This is a genomic window from Paenibacillus taihuensis, assembly GCF_003386535.1.
In the GTDB taxonomy this organism is placed as follows: Bacteria; Bacillota; Bacilli; order Paenibacillales; family Paenibacillaceae; genus Paenibacillus_Z; species Paenibacillus_Z taihuensis.
The window spans coordinates 24,630-41,093 of sequence record NZ_QTTN01000037.1 but is presented as its reverse complement, the minus strand read 5'-3'; the positions used below and the strand labels follow the sequence as shown (position 1 = coordinate 41,093).

General features: G+C 56.4%; 19 protein-coding genes and 1 other annotated feature (1 of these 20 cut by a window edge). Of the genes, 7 read left to right on the top strand and 12 right to left on the bottom strand.

Annotated elements, in window-relative coordinates:
• Positions 1-249 (bottom strand) — a binding site (T-box leader); it reaches 63 nt to the left of the window's first position.
• An 82-nt stretch (positions 250-331) separates the two neighbouring features.
• The 6 genes from tsaD to A8990_RS24155 form a co-directional block, all read right to left on the bottom strand.
• Positions 332-1,366 carry a tRNA (adenosine(37)-N6)-threonylcarbamoyltransferase complex transferase subunit TsaD gene (tsaD, locus tag A8990_RS24180; RefSeq protein ID WP_116191606.1) on the bottom strand — a complete coding sequence of 345 codons (1,035 nt, stop codon included), beginning with the start codon at positions 1,364-1,366 and terminating at the stop codon, positions 332-334.
• A complete protein-coding gene (rimI, locus tag A8990_RS24175; RefSeq protein ID WP_281272522.1) occupies positions 1,350-1,853 on the bottom strand; it encodes a ribosomal protein S18-alanine N-acetyltransferase in 504 nt (167 codons plus the stop codon). The genes tsaD and rimI overlap by 17 nt, the downstream gene beginning before the upstream one ends.
• Positions 1,850-2,683: a tRNA (adenosine(37)-N6)-threonylcarbamoyltransferase complex dimerization subunit type 1 TsaB gene (tsaB, locus tag A8990_RS24170; protein WP_116191605.1), complete on the bottom strand. Its 834-nt coding sequence runs from the start codon at positions 2,681-2,683 to the stop codon at positions 1,850-1,852. The genes rimI and tsaB overlap by 4 nt, the downstream gene beginning before the upstream one ends.
• On the bottom strand, positions 2,680-3,168 hold the full coding sequence (tsaE, locus tag A8990_RS24165; protein WP_181909753.1) for a tRNA (adenosine(37)-N6)-threonylcarbamoyltransferase complex ATPase subunit type 1 TsaE: 489 nt from the start codon (positions 3,166-3,168) through the stop codon (positions 2,680-2,682). Before tsaE ends, tsaB begins: the two co-directional genes overlap by 4 nt.
• 17 nt (positions 3,169-3,185) lie before the next feature.
• Entirely contained in the window at positions 3,186-4,439 is a 1,254-nt protein-coding gene (gene thiL, locus A8990_RS24160; protein ID WP_245996182.1) for a thiamine-phosphate kinase, read from the bottom strand.
• A gap of 138 nt (positions 4,440-4,577) precedes the next feature.
• Positions 4,578-5,444, bottom strand: a complete 867-nt coding sequence (locus A8990_RS24155) for a YitT family protein (RefSeq protein ID WP_116191604.1) — start codon at positions 5,442-5,444, stop codon at positions 4,578-4,580.
• A gap of 427 nt (positions 5,445-5,871) precedes the next feature.
• Between A8990_RS24155 and chrS the strand changes: the two genes are divergently transcribed.
• Genes chrS through chrA form a run of 3 tightly spaced genes read left to right on the top strand, consistent with a single transcriptional unit; the run spans position 5,872 to position 7,502 of the window.
• Positions 5,872-6,321 (top strand): chromate efflux transcriptional regulator ChrS, encoded by a 450-nt coding sequence (gene chrS / locus A8990_RS24150; protein ID WP_116191603.1) that lies wholly within the window; start codon positions 5,872-5,874, stop codon positions 6,319-6,321.
• Positions 6,322-6,323: 2 nt separating this feature from the next.
• Positions 6,324-6,953 carry a chromate efflux transporter ChrB gene (gene chrB / locus A8990_RS24145; RefSeq protein ID WP_281272521.1) on the top strand — a complete coding sequence of 210 codons (630 nt, stop codon included), beginning with the start codon at positions 6,324-6,326 and terminating at the stop codon, positions 6,951-6,953.
• A gap of 12 nt (positions 6,954-6,965) precedes the next feature.
• Positions 6,966-7,502 carry a chromate efflux transporter ChrA gene (chrA, locus tag A8990_RS24140; RefSeq protein ID WP_116191602.1) on the top strand — a complete coding sequence of 179 codons (537 nt, stop codon included), beginning with the start codon at positions 6,966-6,968 and terminating at the stop codon, positions 7,500-7,502.
• Positions 7,503-7,576: 74 nt separating this feature from the next.
• Here the strand turns inward: chrA and A8990_RS24135 are convergent, their stop codons facing one another.
• Together A8990_RS24135 and A8990_RS24130 are read right to left on the bottom strand one after the other, a co-directional pair.
• Positions 7,577-7,765: an H-type small acid-soluble spore protein gene (locus A8990_RS24135; RefSeq protein WP_116191601.1), complete on the bottom strand. Its 189-nt coding sequence runs from the start codon at positions 7,763-7,765 to the stop codon at positions 7,577-7,579.
• A 6-nt stretch (positions 7,766-7,771) separates the two neighbouring features.
• Positions 7,772-7,957, bottom strand: a complete 186-nt coding sequence (locus tag A8990_RS24130) for a hypothetical protein (protein WP_116191600.1) — start codon at positions 7,955-7,957, stop codon at positions 7,772-7,774.
• Between the two features lie 125 nt (positions 7,958-8,082).
• Here A8990_RS24130 and ku point away from each other — a divergent pair, with 125 nt between their 5' ends.
• The 3 genes from ku to ligD are packed head-to-tail and all read left to right on the top strand — an operon-like array spanning position 8,083 to position 10,949.
• Positions 8,083-9,012 carry a non-homologous end joining protein Ku gene (gene ku, locus A8990_RS24125; protein WP_116191599.1) on the top strand — a complete coding sequence of 310 codons (930 nt, stop codon included), beginning with the start codon at positions 8,083-8,085 and terminating at the stop codon, positions 9,010-9,012.
• Positions 9,013-10,050 (top strand): ATP-dependent DNA ligase, encoded by a 1,038-nt coding sequence (locus A8990_RS24120; protein WP_116191598.1) that lies wholly within the window; start codon positions 9,013-9,015, stop codon positions 10,048-10,050. It begins immediately after the preceding gene.
• A complete protein-coding gene (gene ligD, locus A8990_RS24115; protein ID WP_116191597.1) occupies positions 10,047-10,949 on the top strand; it encodes a non-homologous end-joining DNA ligase in 903 nt (300 codons plus the stop codon). The genes A8990_RS24120 and ligD overlap by 4 nt, the downstream gene beginning before the upstream one ends.
• 511 nt (positions 10,950-11,460) lie before the next feature.
• Here ligD and A8990_RS24110 read toward each other — a convergent pair.
• Positions 11,461-12,402, bottom strand: coding sequence for an aldo/keto reductase family protein (locus A8990_RS24110; RefSeq protein ID WP_116191596.1), 942 nt, complete (start codon positions 12,400-12,402; stop codon positions 11,461-11,463).
• 168 nt (positions 12,403-12,570) lie between these two features.
• Here A8990_RS24110 and A8990_RS24105 point away from each other — a divergent pair, with 168 nt between their 5' ends.
• Positions 12,571-12,903, top strand: coding sequence for a winged helix-turn-helix transcriptional regulator (locus tag A8990_RS24105; RefSeq protein ID WP_116191595.1), 333 nt, complete (start codon positions 12,571-12,573; stop codon positions 12,901-12,903).
• Between the two features lie 94 nt (positions 12,904-12,997).
• Here A8990_RS24105 and A8990_RS24100 read toward each other — a convergent pair whose 3' ends face one another.
• The 3 genes from A8990_RS24100 to A8990_RS24090 all read right to left on the bottom strand — a co-directional run bounded on the left by A8990_RS24100 (position 12,998) and on the right by A8990_RS24090 (position 16,075).
• Positions 12,998-14,023 carry an HD-GYP domain-containing protein gene (locus A8990_RS24100; protein WP_116191594.1) on the bottom strand — a complete coding sequence of 342 codons (1,026 nt, stop codon included), beginning with the start codon at positions 14,021-14,023 and terminating at the stop codon, positions 12,998-13,000.
• A 244-nt stretch (positions 14,024-14,267) separates the two neighbouring features.
• A complete protein-coding gene (locus tag A8990_RS24095; RefSeq protein ID WP_116191593.1) occupies positions 14,268-14,849 on the bottom strand; it encodes an RNA polymerase sigma factor in 582 nt (193 codons plus the stop codon).
• Between the two features lie 92 nt (positions 14,850-14,941).
• Positions 14,942-16,075 carry a glycerate kinase gene (locus A8990_RS24090; RefSeq protein ID WP_116191592.1) on the bottom strand — a complete coding sequence of 378 codons (1,134 nt, stop codon included), beginning with the start codon at positions 16,073-16,075 and terminating at the stop codon, positions 14,942-14,944.
• Positions 16,076-16,464: the final 389 nt, after the last annotated feature.

Below are 16,464 nucleotides of genomic sequence, written 5' to 3'. Positions count from 1 at the left end.
AGCATGACGTCCACTTAAGCATGCTAACGATTCTAGAAGTCGTCAGCGATGCACCGGATCACGGTGGTTAACCGTAACAACGTACGCGAGCTGCTCCATCAGCCTTGGCCTTCGGCCAACAAAACATGGGCTCGTTTCCGCTATTCCGCTCCCAGGCGAGATTCAAGCCGTTACCCGTCTGCGTTGCACCAACCCGCAGCTCTCTGAACACGGTACGTAAGCTTTACTACTCCTGTTCAACGCGTTTCGCATGATGAATGTGAAGTGTTGTTGCTTATTATATGCTTCCCGAAATCGTCTGTCAATTCAGAAAAGATGGCCATACGAAATTTCAACTCCGTACCGACCATTCTTCCAGCGACAGCCCCGGTTCCGCCTTCATGTCGAGCGGCGTGAATTCGCCACGCGTCCACTTCAGATGTGCAGCCGCGCCAATCATCGCGGCGTTGTCCGTGCACAGCTTGAGCGGCGGAATAAGCAGCGGGATGCCGGCTTCTTCGCAGCGCGCGGTCAATGCCGCGCGCAAACCGCCGTTAGCAGCGACGCCGCCGCAGAGCAGCAGCTGCTTCGCGCCTGTTTCGCGCACCGCGCGCAATGCCTTCGTCACGAGCACGTCGATGACGGAGGCTTGGAATCCGCGGGCAAGGGCGGCTTCGCGAAGCGGTTCGCCTTTCATTTTCGCAGAGTTGATCGCAGCTAGAACGGCCGATTTCAGCCCGCTGAAGCTGAAATCATACGAATCCGGCTCCAGCCACGCCCGCGGCATCGTAATCTCTTCTTCCGCACCTTGCGCCAGCTTGTCGATATATGGACCGCCCGGATATGGGAAATTCAGCGTCCGCGCGACTTTGTCATAGGCTTCGCCGACCGCGTCATCGCGAGTCCGTCCAAGAATCTGGAAAACACCTTCGCTCTCCATCAGCACAAGCTCCGTATGCCCGCCCGACGCAACGAGCGCCAGACACGGATACTGCATCTCGGCGACAAGCTCATTCGCATAGATATGTCCTGCGATATGATGCGTGCCGATTAAGGGAAGTCCAAGCGCCATCGATAAGCTTTTGGCTGCGACGATGCCGACAAGCAGTGCCCCTACTAGACCCGGTCCCTGCGTAACCGCAATCGCCGACAGATCGCGAAACGTCACGCCTGCCTCCGACAGCGCCTGCTCCATAATAAGCGTAATCGACTCCACATGCTTGCGGGATGCGATTTCCGGCACGACGCCGCCGAATCTTTTGTGCGTATCGATTTGACTCGAAACGATGTTGGATAGTATATGTTTGCCGCCGCGAATAACCGCTACCGACGTCTCGTCGCAGCTCGTCTCCACAGCAAGAATAAGTTCGTTATTGCTCGTAGTCATCTTGTTGCTCCACACCCGAGGAATCCAGCTCCGCCCACATGATGAGCGCGTCCTCCATATTGTCTGAATAATAGCCGGGGCGAACGCCCGACGGCTCGAAGCCCAGCTTGCTGTACAGCCGCTGCGCCACCATATTGGACACCCGAACCTCAAGCGTCATGCGCTTCGCACCGAACATGACCGCAGTCCGCTGCAGCTCCGTCATCAGCTTCAAGCCAAGTCCAAGCCCGCGGTACGGTTCGCGAACCGCCACGTTCGTCACATGCGCCTCATCCATGATCGTCCACATGCCGCCATAGCCAATCACTTCACCCTCATAATCCATGACCATATAGCGGGCAAAATGGTTGTTCGTCAGCTCGTTCACGAACGCTTCCTCGGTCCACGGACTCGTGAAGCTTTCCTGCTCGATGGCGACAATCGTCTTCACATCATCAAGCGTCATCATCCGAAATTCGAGACGGCTCAAGTCTTCGATTACTTTCACTTCGGTTCGCCGCCCTTTCCGTCAGCCGCTTGCTGGGCTGTTCGCTCCTGAAGCTTCACTTCCGCCTCCGTCAGCTGCGTGTAGTTCGGGATGAACGTATGCGCGTCATCCTGCTCGCCGGCGGCGAGGCGCTTAAGGCCAAGTGCAGCAACCGATCGTCCTTCCAAAATGTATGGCTGTTTGCGAACTTCGATGGCAATACCTGACTCGGAGCAAAGCTGCTGTAGTCTGTCTGCCTGTGCTTCGTGAAGCTCCAGCTCGCCCACGATCCAAATTGCGGATGGGAGCGACTCCGGCGATGGAGCTGCTAATTTAGAAACAAGTTTGTCTACCCAGTCGTGCATGAGGCGGATGCCGTCTTTGGACAAGCGGGTCCACTCGCCGCCATGAGAGTTAGCTTCGAAAAGAGCTGTATATACCTGCCCGCGTCTTGCGTCCATGATCGGTACGATCCAGACGGAATTAACGGAATTGCCGGCATCAGCTGCATGGGATTGCCACGCGCCATAGCCCAGCGCTTCGAGACTGGACACGCCGACGAGCGGCTTGTTCCAGACCCAAGATAATGTTTTGCCGACCGAAACGGCGATACGCATGCCTGTGTAAGATCCCGGGCCGCGTCCGATTGCGATGCCGTCCAGCTCTTCGGGTTTAACGCCGCAATCTGCGAGAATCGATTGTACGATCGATACCGTGTGGACAGAGTGGTTGCGCTCTGCGAGCGACTGGATATCTTGCAGAACTTCATCGCCGCGCACGAGGGCGCAAGCCAATGAAGCCGTTGATGTATCTAGCGCGAGCACGAGACTCTGCCGCGTTGGTTCACTCATTCGTTCCGTGCTCCTATCGCCTGTATTTGTTGGCACCATGCCACGTACCGTGCGCCGATGCCCGTAATCGCAATTCGGCGCGCTTCGCCGCCCAAATGCGTGATATACATTTGCAGCCGATCCGGCGGAAGCAGCGCCTCAATCAGGCTTGCCCATTCGACAATCGTCACGCCGTCGCCGAAAAAATAATCGTCAAGCCCAAGCTCGTCCGCCTCGTCCTCGGACAAGCGGTACACATCCATATGATAAAGCGGCAGCTGCGCGCCCATATATTCTTTAATGATCGTAAACGTCGGACTGTTCACGACGCCAGGCACGCCGATGCCGGCCGCAAAAGCTGACGAGAATCTCGTTTTGCCCGCGCCAAGATCGCCGTCCAGCGCCAGCACCGTGCCAGGGACTGCCCAGCTTGCAAGGAGCCCCGCCAAACGAACCGTGTCCGCTTCGTTCTCTGCCATCCATATAACTTCCATTTGCTCGTTCATGAAGCCAGTCTCAGCTCCTAATTTCCAAAATGATTATAGCCTCGCTTGGCTAATGCTTCTCGCTTCGGCTCGTTGCGAGAGTCAAAATCCCGAATGAGGGTAACGCCGGCGGCGCCTGCCTCGACCTCGCCGATGACGTAGAACGGCAGGCCGGCCGCGGCAAGCTCGGCCTTCGCCGCCTGTGCATCTGCGGCTGCCATCGTGCCGAGCAGCACGTAGTCTTCGCCGCCGTAGAGGATCCAGGTCAGCGGATCCTCGCCGCAGCTGTGCGCGTAGCTGGTCATGCTGCCGCTTCGGGGCAGCAGCGACTCGCGCAGCGCGATGGTGACGCCCGAAGCCTCGGCGATTTCCCAGGCTTCGCTGGCGAGCCCGTCGCTGATGTCATTCAGCGACGTGACGGTTCCGCGCGCGGCAAGCATCCGCGCCGCGCGAACCGATGGCGCCGGGCGCTGGTGAGCTTGCACCAGCGCCGCGGCGCCAGGCGGCGTGCTGCCGCGAGCTGCCGCCGCGGCGAGCAAAGCGTGCAAACCGGCCGCGGACATTCCCGCGGGGCCGGTCACGAACACGGCGTCGCCGGGCGCTGCGCCAGCCCGGCGGATCGCCGCCCCTGCCGTGACGGTGCCCATGACCGTCACGGACACAACCATGTGCAGCGGCGCCGAGGTCGTGTCGCCGCCAACGATCGCGACGCCGTAAGCATCGGCGCACGCATACAGCCCGTCATAGAGCCGGCGTATACGAGCCGGCTCCCAAGCTGGCGGCGCGCTGACGGATACCAGCGCATGCCGGGGCTCGCCGCCCATTGCCGCAATATCGCTAATATTGGCGGCAAGCGCCTTCCAGCCGATGTCGAACGGCTCCATCGTCATATCATTGAAATGGACGGTCTCGACCATCGTATCGACCGCCATCAGCCACTGCAGATTGCCGCCGACTTCGCCCGGCGGTGTCTCCACAATCGCGGCATCATCCCCGATGCCGAGCACCACACCTTGCGCCTGAAGCAGCGCCGGGCTTTGGCGGCCATCCGTCCAGTAACGTATCCGCGCAAACTCGTCCAGTCCGGCCACCTCCCGCTGCGCGCTGCTTGCGTCTATGTTCTTTTCCACTTCTGATCGTACAAGTTGCTTTCCCCGCACAAAACCCACCGCAAGCGGTGTTTCGGTTTTTGCTTTCCCCGCACAAAACCCACCGCAAGCGGTGTTTCGGTTTTTGCTTTCCCCGCACAAAACCCACCGCAAGCGGTGTTTCGGTTTTTGCTTTCCCCGCACAAAACCCACCGCAAGCGGTGTTTCGGTTTTTGCTTAATTTACCTTATTATATCGGTCAACCCCTCTACCCGCAACAAAACAGGCAAGACCACGCCTATGCGCAGCCTTGCCTGATTCCAGAAAATATAACGCAGTCGCTTAGTGGATCGCTCGCTTCTTGAAGCGTCCGCCCTTCACGTCGTGGATATTGCCCACCGCGAGAAAAGCGCTCGGATCCAGCTCCTGGACAATCGACTTCATTTTCGCCTCTTCCAGACGTGTGATGACGCAGAAGATGACCCGCTTCGAGCCGCCGGAGAACGCTCCTTCCCCGTGCAAATACGTCACGCCGCGGCCGAGACGACTAATGATAGCATCGCCGATCTCCTTCCACTCCTGGCTGATGATCCAGACCGACTTCGATTGATCGATACCCTCCAGCGTCACATCAATGACCTTGAACGCAATGTAGTAGGCAATAAGCGAGTACATCGCGCTGTCCCAGGAGAAGACGAAGCCCGCACTGCCGAGAATGAAGAGATTGAAGAACATGACGATCTCACCGACCGAGAACGGCGTCTTCTTCGTGAACAGAATCGCAATGATCTCCGTACCGTCAAGCGATCCCCCGGACCGGATTACAAGACCAACCCCGATGCCGAGAATAACCCCGCCGATAACCGGAGCGAGGAACGTGCTGTACGTCAGCGCCTTCACCGGATGCAGCAGCGTAGTGCCGACTGACATGACCGCGACCCCGTAAAGCGTAGATATCGCGAACGTTTTGCCGATTTGTTTGTACCCGATAATCAAGAATGGCAAGTTAAGCAAGAATAGAAAAATACCAAGTGGCAGGCCCGTAATGTGAGAAATAATGATGGAAATACCGACGATTCCGCCGTCAATGATGTTGTTCGGCACGAGAAAAATCTCAAGCGCGACGGCTACGAGCCCCGCACCGATGGTAAGAAACAGAATTCTAGAGAGCAGTTCGAGCTTCGTCATCCGATAATGCTGTTTAGCCATACCTAATCCCCCCTACAAGCTAAAACGTTAAATTTAAGCTTATTTATCCATTATACCTATTTTTGAGCCAAAAACCAAATATAAACGCAGGTTATCTGCGTCTTTTAATTATTTATATCTTTCAATCGTCATCTTTCGATGTTTCGTGCGAGGACGATACTACTCAAGCGATACACCTCGCAGCCTCCTAGCTCCCGCTCCGAGAGAGGGTTTTCCCTTTCTCAAACCCATCCCCCCGCCAATTCCGCCCACATTCCAACTGGGCAGCTCTCAGCTCTCAGCCACCAGTACAGCTCCGAGCAAGGAATAGTTGGGGATCAGATGAGATCCCGCTATTGCCCACGTCAACAAAATAGGTTACTTTTAAACATATCGAAGCTTCTACGCCACGCGAACTTACCATATGTAATCATAAGGAGCTACTATCATGCCAATAGACGATATAGACCGCCAGATTATCCGTCTTCTCAATAAGGACGGTCGCATGTCCTACACCGACCTCGCGAAAGAGGTTGGCTTGTCCCGCGTCGCTGTGCAGGCGCGCGTTGCGACGCTCATGGAGAGCGGCGTTATTGAGCGGTTCTCCGCCGTCGTTAACCCGGAGAAGCTCGGCATCAATGTATCGGCGTTCTTCAACGTTGAAGTGGAGCCGCGATGTTTGTACGAGGTCGCTAACCGGCTGGCGGAGGAGCCGGTCGTGACGAGCTTGTACCATATGTCCGGTCCGAGCAAGCTGCATATGCACGCGCTGTTTGCGAATAATCAGGAGATGGAATCGTTCCTCGTCGGAACGCTCTACAAGCTCGAAGGCGTCACTAGCGTGGACAGCCAAGTGCTCATCACACGATACAAAAGCCGCATGGGAATGAGGTTATAACTTTGACCACCACTAACGTTACCGACAGCAATAACTCCAATAACTCCACACCTAAAACCTACACCCAGCTCTGCTGGGCGATGATGAAGACCGGTATCCTCGGCTACGGCGGCGGGCCGTCGATTATTCCGCTTATCCGCTACGAAGCGGTAACGAAGTACCGCTGGCTGCCGGATGAAGAATTCGGCGAGATTCTCGCGCTCGCCAATGCGCTGCCCGGCCCGATTGCGACGAAGCTCTCCGCTTATCTCGGCTACCGGCTCAAAGGCGCGCTCGGCGCAGTACTCGCCGTCCTCGCCCATATCCTGCCGTCATCCATCGCGATGCTGTCGCTGTTGTCGGCGGTGAACTACTTAAGCAATTCCGCCATCGTCCGAGGAATGATCAGCGCCGTTGCTCCTGTCATCGCGGTCATGCTTGGCGTCATGGCGTACGAATTCGGCGAGCGCGCCGTCAAGGGGCTCGGCCGCAAGCTCGGCATCATCATGCTGCTCATATCCTTCGTGCTGCTTCAGCTGCTCGGCGTCCATCCCGCGATTGTGATCGTGCTGTTCCTCGCGTACGGCGCCATGCACTTCAAGCTGCTCACAAGATTCCAGCGCCACAAGCAAAAAGAATCATCCCAGAAATGAGGCACGCCTGAAATGGAATGGCTTAAACTATTGCTCGGCTTCTTCATTGCCAACGTCCTTGGCTATGGCGGTGGTCCATCCTCGATTCCGCTTATCTACCAAGAGGTTGTCACGCACTACCATTGGACGGATGACGCTGAATTTTCGAATATTCTCGCCCTCGGCAACGCCCTGCCCGGTCCGATTGCGACGAAGATCGCGACTTACGTCGGCTACGAAGCTGCCGGCTGGCTCGGCATCGCCGCAGCGCTGATCGCGACGATTGTTCCATCCGCACTTGCACTCATCATCCTGCTCAAGGTGCTGAAGAAGCACCGCTCGTCGCCTATCGTCAAAGGTATGACGCTCCTCGTTCAACCCGTCATCGCGATCATGATGGTGCTGCTCACCTGGCAGATGGGCAAAACAACGGTCCACGACATCGGCATCTGGCAAGGACTGATCATCGCCGTCGTCGCCTTCTGGGCGATGCAAATCCGCCGCATCCATCCCGCCTTCGTCATCATCGCTGCTTTTGCCTATGGAGGTATCGTTCTCCCGCTGCTCTAACCACACGTACAAAGAGCGCCCAAACCATGGCTCGCAAGGTTAGGCGCTCTTCACTTTGCTGCTACTCTTCGCTGCTACTCCCGGCCTTCCTCTTTCAGCCGATCACATGAGACCGTCTGCGTGTTCAGCGGGTCGGAGCCAATTTGCACGGTGGCCATCCCGTTCGCTTCATCGACATTTTCGATCCAGACCGGCTCCCCGCTCAGTTGAACGGAGAATGTATCCTTCGAGCTGTAAATTTCCATTGCACGCTTTGTATCCATCGTCTGTTAGTCCCTCATTTCTTGCTCCATGGTATCCGTGGTGGACTCGTCAATTAACCCGTTATTAAGGGTCACTTGCCCGCCGCCTAAACCTTCATTCACCATCCGGTCAATGTCCATAAAATGATCTTCGCGTCCTTCATGCTGCTTATCGTTGCTTGTGCCAACCGGCGAATTGCCCGCTTCACTCATTCCAGTTGCCTCCTTCAGATGATGCTGCCTGCTTGCTAACGAAAATATGCCCGATCCGGCTTAGTTTCATGCATTTGCGGGAACACTGGTACTAGCGTTCGATTACAGGGTGAGGGGGAAATAAGATGCACACGGTTTGGAAAGGGGCCATCAGTTTCGGTCTCGTTCATGTGCCTGTCAAAATGTTTTCAGCTACCGAGGATAAAGATATTTCGCTCAAAATGATTCACCGCGAGTGCGGCAGCAATATTAGTTACATTCGTAAATGTCCGACCTGCGATGTCGATGTGGAGTGGGACGATATTGTAAAAGGTTACGAGTACGAGAAGGGCCGCTACGTGCTGCTTGAGAAGGACGAGCTGGAGTCCCTCTCGACGGATGCGACGAAGACGATTACGATTCTTGATTTTGTCGCGCTCGAGGAGATTGACCCGATTTATTTTCAGAAGACCTACTATCTCTCCCCTGATCAGGCGGGCGGCAATGCGTACAATCTGCTGATGGAAGCGATGCGGCAGTCGGGCCGTATCGGCATCGCGAAGGTGTCGATCCGCTCCAAGAGCTCGCTCGCGGCGATTCGGATTATCGATGACTGCCTGGCGATGGAGACGATATTCTATCCCGATGAGATTCGGTCCGTCGATCAAGTGCCGGGCCTTCCCGAGACGGTGAATGTCAATGAGAAAGAGCTGATGATGGCGCGGATGCTGATCGAGCAGCTGTCGACTCCTTTTGAGCCGGCAAAATATACCGACGACTACCGCACGCGCCTCATGGATCTCATCCAGCACAAAATCGCCGGCGAAGACGTTAGCGTCGCACCTGAGCAGCAGCGCACGAATGTGCTTGATCTCATGGCTGCGCTGCAAGCAAGCCTTGAGGCGGTCAAGCTGCCGCCGACTGCACCTGGCGGCATCGATACGGGCGCGGCAGGTATAGCGCCGGCTGCGGCCAGCGAACCAGCCGCGGAGACAGGCGCTGCCGGAAGCGAAGTCGTCGCCCCAGTGAAGAAGCCGCGGGCGCGCAAAACGACGAAGAAGGAAACGGTGTCTTAGATGGCGCAGCATCAGGAACAGCCGTGGGCGGATGAGTCATCTGCATTGGCGGCGAATGTGAGCAGCGGCGGCGCATTGCAGCCTCTCGCTCTTCCCCATGAGCCGATGGCTCCGATATCGGACGACGAGCTGCCCGTCGGGAGCGATTGGGGCTACCAGCTCAAGTGGGACGGCGTCCGCATTCTTGCTCGGCTTGATGGCGAGGGGCATGTGGAGCTATTTTCGCGGAAGCTGTATTTGAAGAATGGCATCTATCCGGAGATGGTCTCGCTGATCGCCTCCAAGGCGGAGAAGCTTGGACGCTGCCTGCTCGACGGCGAAATCGTCTGGTTCGATGGCGTGCGACCGAGCTTCCAACATGTGCTGAAGCGCGAACGCTCACGTTCATCGCTGCTGCAGAGCTCGCCGGAGGCAGATGGCAAAACGCCGCAGAACGGCGGACTTGTCTATGTCCTGTTCGATCTGCTCGCTGACGAGAGCGGCGACTTGCGGCAGCTGCCTTATGAGGAGCGCCATCGCAGGCTGCTGGCGTTATGCCCTGCTGACGATCCGCGCATGTTCGTGACGGAGCTGTTCAAGGACGGAGCTGCGCTGTGGGACTGGGTGCAGACGAACAGTTGGGAAGGCGTCGTGAGCAAGCGGCTCAGCAGTCCTTATCGGGAGGATAAGAAACACCGCGACTGGCTGAAGAAGAAAATCGCCCTCGTACTCGATGTCGATATTGTCGGGCTGAAATGGCGAAACGGCATCGTTGCTAGTCTCGTTATGGAGTATGAAGGCGGCTATCTCGGCAGTGTTTCGCTGGGGCTTAATGATGCGCTTCGGCGTGTAATCGCTTCAACGTTTCGTCCGCAGAACTCGCTGATCGCCGTTGTCGACTGTCCCTTCCCCGCTGTCCCTGAAGACCTTCGCAAGGAAGAAGTGCAGTGGCTTTCGGTGCCTTTCAAGTGCCGCGTGACCGGGCTTGAATTCACTTCGGCCGGGCAGCTTCGCCATCCGAAGCTGGTTACTTTTCTGCCGAAGGAGCCGTTGCCATGAGCCCTCGTACGGTAAAAGGAACCATCGTCATTGATGGACAGGAGCTGACGATCAGCAATCCCGATAAGCTGCTCTTTCCGGCTATGGGGATTACGAAGGCGGTCTTCCTGCAGCGCCTCGCCGCCTTGTCACCTTGGCTCATCAAGCACTGCCAGGATCGTATGCTGACGACGATCCGTTTTCCGGACGGCGTGGACGGCAAGTCATTTTATCAGAAAAACTGCCCTGCTCCCGCTCCTCCCTTCGTCGAAACCATCGAGCATGAGAGCATCTCCTATGTGAAGCTGACATCGCTGCCGGTGCTGCTATGGCTTGGCAATCTGGCCTGCATCGAGTACCATGCCTCGTTCGACCGCATCAGCAATCCCGACTATCCGACGGAATGGATCCTCGATCTGGACCCGACGCTGGAGGAGGAGCCCCGCATCATGGAGGCTGCCCTGCTCGTCGGCGATTTGCTGCGCTCGCTCGGCATTGAGTCGGTGCCGAAGACGTCAGGCGCGACCGGCGTGCAGGTCATCGTACCGGTTGTTCCCGAGCTGACCTTCGACGAGCTGCGCGTCATCGGAGAGTTCGTCGGCAAATACTTGTCGGACAAGCATCCGAATCTATTTACGATCGAGCGGCTCAAGAAGAACCGCGGTGACCTCATCTATATCGACTACTTGCAGCATTACCGCGGCAAAACGATCATCGCTCCCTACTCCCCGCGCGCCCGCAAGGCGGCCAGCGTCTCCACGCCACTCTACTGGGACGAAGTCCGGCGGGGCGTTGCGATTACCGACTATAACCTGTTGAACATTGAAGCACGGCTTGTGCAGGAAGGCGACTTGCTCGACAAAGCAGCGCCGCAGTCGCTGCGGTCGATTTTGCGGTTTATTGGCGGGAAGGGTCGCTAGCGCACACAATTGCTTAGAAAATGCTCAGGCCAGGCAGGAACGAACGGAACGAGCCCGCTCGCAAGGTGGGAGCGGTTCGCGTATACGAGAGGTCTTCGGCTGATCAAGAGTGTGATGAAGTAGTGCGAATGCGAAAGCGGCCGTCCTGTTGAGGACGACCGCTTTTATTTTGGAATACATGGATAGTTCCAACCTGCAGCCACATCCGAGGCTAATTCTATCTAGCCACTCGCGAGGCTGATTCTACCTCGTGAGAGTCGGATTTCGCGACTCTCAACCGCATTGGGGCCTCGATTTCTCGCTGAGCGTCGGATTTTCCGACTCTCAGCAGCATTGAGGCCTCGATTTCTCGCTGAGAGTCGGATTACACGACTCTCAGCAGCCGACAGTCGTGGCGGGGTTCGCGAGGAGTTGCGAGGTGTCGGGGGGGGGCGCATGGATCGCAGGGTTCCGCGTGTCCCCTCCCCCGCGCACAAAAAAAACCGGACCCCCAAGGGTCCGACCCTTCCTACTATCCCGCCAAAATCGCTTCGATGCGCGCGAGCACATCTTCCGAAAGCGTGATGCCGGAAGCGTTCACGTTCTCGACGACCTGCTCCGGACGGCTTGCGCCTACGAGTGCGCTCGCAACGTTCGGTTGGCGCAGGATCCAAGCAAGCGCCAATTGGCCGGTTGTGATCTCGAGCTCCTTCGCAATCGCGGACAATGCGCCGACCTTCGCGATTTTCTCCTCGGTGATGCCGTTGCGCACCCACTCCAGCTTCGCCGCGCGGCTGCCTTCCGGAATGCTGCCCGCGGACGTATATTTGCCGGTCAGAAGACCTTGCGCCAGCGGCGAGAATACCACTTGGCCGATGCCGTTCTTCTCGCCGTACGGGATGACTTCCTTCTCGATGTAACGATCAAACATATTGTAGACCGGCTGGCTGACGACGATGCGGTCGAGCAGATAACGGTCCGCTGTCGCAAGCGCATCCGCCATTTGGGACGCTGTCCACTCGCTGACGCCGGCATACAGTACTTTGCCGGAACGAATCAGATCGTCGATCGCACGCAGCGTCTCCTGCAGAGGCGTTTCTTGATCGTAACGGTGACAGTAGAAAATATCGACGTAGTCCGTATTCAGGCGCTTCAAGCTCGCGTTCGCCTGCTCAATGACATGCTTGCGGGACAAGCCGCGGTCATTCGGGCCATCGCCCATCGGCCAGAACGCTTTGGTCGCAAGAACATACGATTCGCGCGGATACGCCTTGATCGTTTCGCCGAGCAATACCTCTGCCGCGCCGCGCTCGTACACATTCGCCGTATCGAAGAAATTAACGCCGAGATCGTAAGCAGTCTCGATCGCCTTAACCGCATTCTCCCGTTCAACATATCCGCCATATGTAAGCCAGCTTCCCAGGCTGACCTCGCTTACCTTCAGTCCGCTTCCGCCAAGTCTTCTGTAGTTCATCTTAAATCCCTCCTGCATCCATTTACGCGAAACCCGCGCAATCCCTATTCTAACCATATCGATATCAAATTTAAAGTAGTGAAAAAAACATCAATATATTATACTTATTATATATACTATACTTCGAGTAACTAGATTAACTATCATTCTTTGGAGGATCTAATCGCGATGTCTGCCAATAACTATGTACCGAAAGAGCCCGCTATTATCGAGTGCAATATCGAGAGAACCCTCGACGTCATCGGCGGCAAATGGGCGTTCCTCGTGCTGCGCGAATTATTCTGCGAGAAGCGCAGGTTCGGCGAATTGCAGCGCTCTATCCCATCGGTTAGCCCAAGGGCGCTGACAAGTACGCTGCGCCATCTCGAGACACAAGGCGTGCTGGAACGCCATGTATTCCCCACCGTCCCTGTCACTGTTGAATATTCGTTAACGCCGAAAGGCCATGATTTGCATCAAATTTTGCATGAAATGAAGCTTTGGGCCGCGAAGTGGACCTAAGCGCAACAAAAAGAGCAGGTGAAGGGCTGACACAGGCTCAGCTAAGCGATTAAGCTTGGCTAGGCTGGCAAACCTTCTTCCTGCTCTTTTATTATTACAGCCCGATAATCTGTTTAATTTGCAGCTGGCGCTCGCACGACAGGTCAACGAAGCTCTCGCCTACCTTAACAAGCGGCGCTTCTTCATCATGAGGGTTAATATAGACGATTTCACCTTCCCGATCATCCGTCAGCACAACCTTCTGGCCGATCAGCTTCGTCGTCATATTGTCCAGGAATACGGAGACGATGCGGGGATCGAGCTTGCCGAAGTAGCTTTCGCGCAGCTGGCGAATGACTTCATAGAACGGCAGCGCCTTCTGGTACGGCCGATCCGACGACATGGCGTGGAAGATATCCGCAACCGCTACGATTTTGCTGAACAGATCGATTTTTTCAGAACGCAGTCCAAGCGGGTAGCCTCCGCCGTCTTCCCGTTCATGATGCTGCAATGCGATAAGCGCGGAACGGTAGTTGATGCCTTCGGTATTCTTCAAAATTTCGTAGCCGAGGACCGCATGCTTCTTCACCAGCTCGAACTCTTCTGCAGTCAGCTTACCTGGTTTATTAATAATCTCCGCCGGTATCTTCACTTTGCCGATATCCGCCAGCGTAGCCCCCATAGTAAGCGCTGTCAATTCTTCGTCGCTTAAATGCAGCCACTTGCCGATCATCGTGGATAGAATACCAACGCCGATATTATGCTGATAGGTATAATCTCCTTGTGCCTTAACCGCTTCGAACAGCTCGAACATATTCGGGTGCCCGGCAACGCTCTTCACCGCTGGAATGATATCATTCTGAAGCTCTTTCATCGGTACTTGGCCCGACTGGCGGATGGTTTCGTACATCGCTTTGGCACGCTTCATCACTTGCCCTACCGCCGCGCGAGCCGCCTGCGCACTTGTCGCCTTCTGCTCCGGTGGTGGCATGACATCAAAGAAAATGGAGACGTTGTCGATTTTATGCTTCTCTAGCAGCGCCAAATGCTCTTCCAACAGCACGATCCGTGCAGGAAGAACCGTAACACCAAATTGATTAACGACGTCATGTTTTAACGTTTTCCCAATAAATTGTCGCATTCAGCGCCTCCAACGACCTTATGTATTCTCTCTCTACCAAGGAGGTAAACCCGTATGTTATTTCTAATGTATCATGACCTATCAACCCATGTCCTACGATGCCCGCCTGCAAACCGCAAAATGAGACAAAAGCACTACCTCCATGCCGGATTTTCTGCAAAAATATAACAAAAAAAAGGCAGCGGAGCCCACTGTCTTTTGTATGAAAGTGATTTGCTTGTAGTGGCAGCAAGACGGCGGGAAGCTATAGCTCCCCCGTCATAAGCGCGGTCGTCCAGCGATCGACGGCATACGGCTGCGGCGGCGACAGCTTGCGTCTAACGGGACGTTTGCGCTTCACACCGGATTCCTGAGCCCGCACGCGTTCGCGAAGCGTTAGCTTGGAACGGTGCAGCACCATTTTCACAGCTGGAATGGAGCAGTTCAGCTCTTCGGCAATGTCTTGATACGAATAGTCGAACACCTCGGCAAGCAGCAGCATCTCCATCTCGCGTGCAGACAGATGCTCTGTCACCCATTCCAGCGTGCCGCGTACCGAAGCATAGTTCTGATCGTAATGAGGCTGCTGCAGCGCTTCATCAATCGGAACCATAACGCCGCGGCGTCTGCGATGCGCGTCGATATGCAAATTGCGGGCGATCTTATATAGCAAAGAGCGAGGATGGCGAAGCTTGCCCGTATCCCGGTAATGCTTGAATGCCCGAAGAAGGGTCTCCTGCATCAGGTCCTCCGACTCCCATTTGGATGCGGTCAAATAGTAGCAATAGGCCCGCACATGGGGCAGATGCGGCTTCACGTCCTCTTCGAAATCGGTCCACGGCTGCATGCTTCTTATCCCTCCTTACTCCCATTCATGTTTCTCAATTGACTCTAGTTTAACAGCCCATTATGAACATGAGATGAAAATAGGCTTAAGATTCAGAAGGAATTTTCTAATAAACCGAAAAGCTGCGCCGCGCAGGCTTCGGCAAAGTCCAGCGTCTGAGCCATTGCCTCCTCGAGGCTGCAAGGACCTGGCACGATGGAGAAGGCGCTCACCTTGCCAAGCTGGCGCAGCGATTCGCCGGACAAGCTCCGCGTGCCGCACAGGATAATTACCGGAAGCTCCAGCGGAAGCGCCGCTCGGCATACGCCTGCGGCCACCTTGCCCGAGAGCGTCTGCTCGTCGAGCTTCCCTTCGCCGGTGATGATGCAGTCCGCGTCCTTCACCGCTTCCGCGAAGCCGGAGGCTTCCATCACGACGTCGATACCCGGGCGAATCGACGCGTTCATGAAGCCGAGCAAGCCGGCGCCCATGCCTCCGGCTGCGCCGCCGCCGGGCATGCGAAGCACGTCGATGCCGCGCAGCGCCTGAATCTGCTCCGCGAAGCGGTGCAGCCCCGCATCGAGCGTCGCGACCATCTCCGGCGTCGCGCCTTTCTGCGGGCCGAACACCGACGACGCGCCAGCCGGACCGCACAGCGTGTTCGTCACATCGCAGGCGATCGTGAACTGCGACTCCGCGAGGCGAGCGTCAAGCGCGGCAGCATCGAGTCGCGCGAGCTGCGCAAGCGCGCCGCCGCCTTCCGCGAGCGGCCGGCCCCCCGCGTCCAGCAGCTGCAAGCCGAGCGTCTGCAGCATTCCTGCGCCGCCGTCATTCGTCGCGCTGCCGCCGAGGCCGACGATGAACTTGCGGTAGCCTCGGTCCAGCGCGTGCTTGATCAGCTCTCCTGTGCCGCGCGTCGTCGCAAGCAGCGGATTCCGTTCTTCCGGCGAAAGCAGCGGCAGACCGGATGCCTGCGCCATCTCAATGACCGCGGTGCTGCCGTCGCCGAGAACGCCGTAATGAGCCGTAATGCTGCGTCCGAGCGGATCTGAGACGACCGCCTCCATGCGGCTGCCTCGCGTCGCGTAGACGAGATTATCCATAATGCCCTCTCCGCCATCCGCCAACGGCAGCTCCACAATCTCCGCCTTCGGCATTACGCTGCGGATGCCGCGCGCAATTGCGGCACATAGGTCGCGCGCTGACGCCGAACCTTTAAACGAATCCGGTGCAATGACGATCTTCATCCCGGTGACGCCCCTTTCATGCCATGTAAGGTTGATACCTCCATTATACCGCTCCGCCGCTCCGGAGCCACCTAGAAAAGCTAGAAAAAGATAATGCTCCTGACGTGGCCCAGCACAGACTATGTTGATGCCTCGTCGGCAATTATGAAAAACTGGATATATATATCCAGCAATTTCGGTCATTTCCTCCTGTAACCCTCGGAAAAGATGAAAGCAGCTGGTTGGGGGACTACATTGGTGGGGATGCCGCGAAAATGGCTAAAGCAGCTGGTTGGGTAGACTGATAATGGAAATCTGGCGGAGTTGGGTGGACCACATTAGCGGAAATGCGGCGAATCCGTGCAAAGAAGTGCCTCCAGGTATCTACATTAGCGGGAAAAACGGTGAAA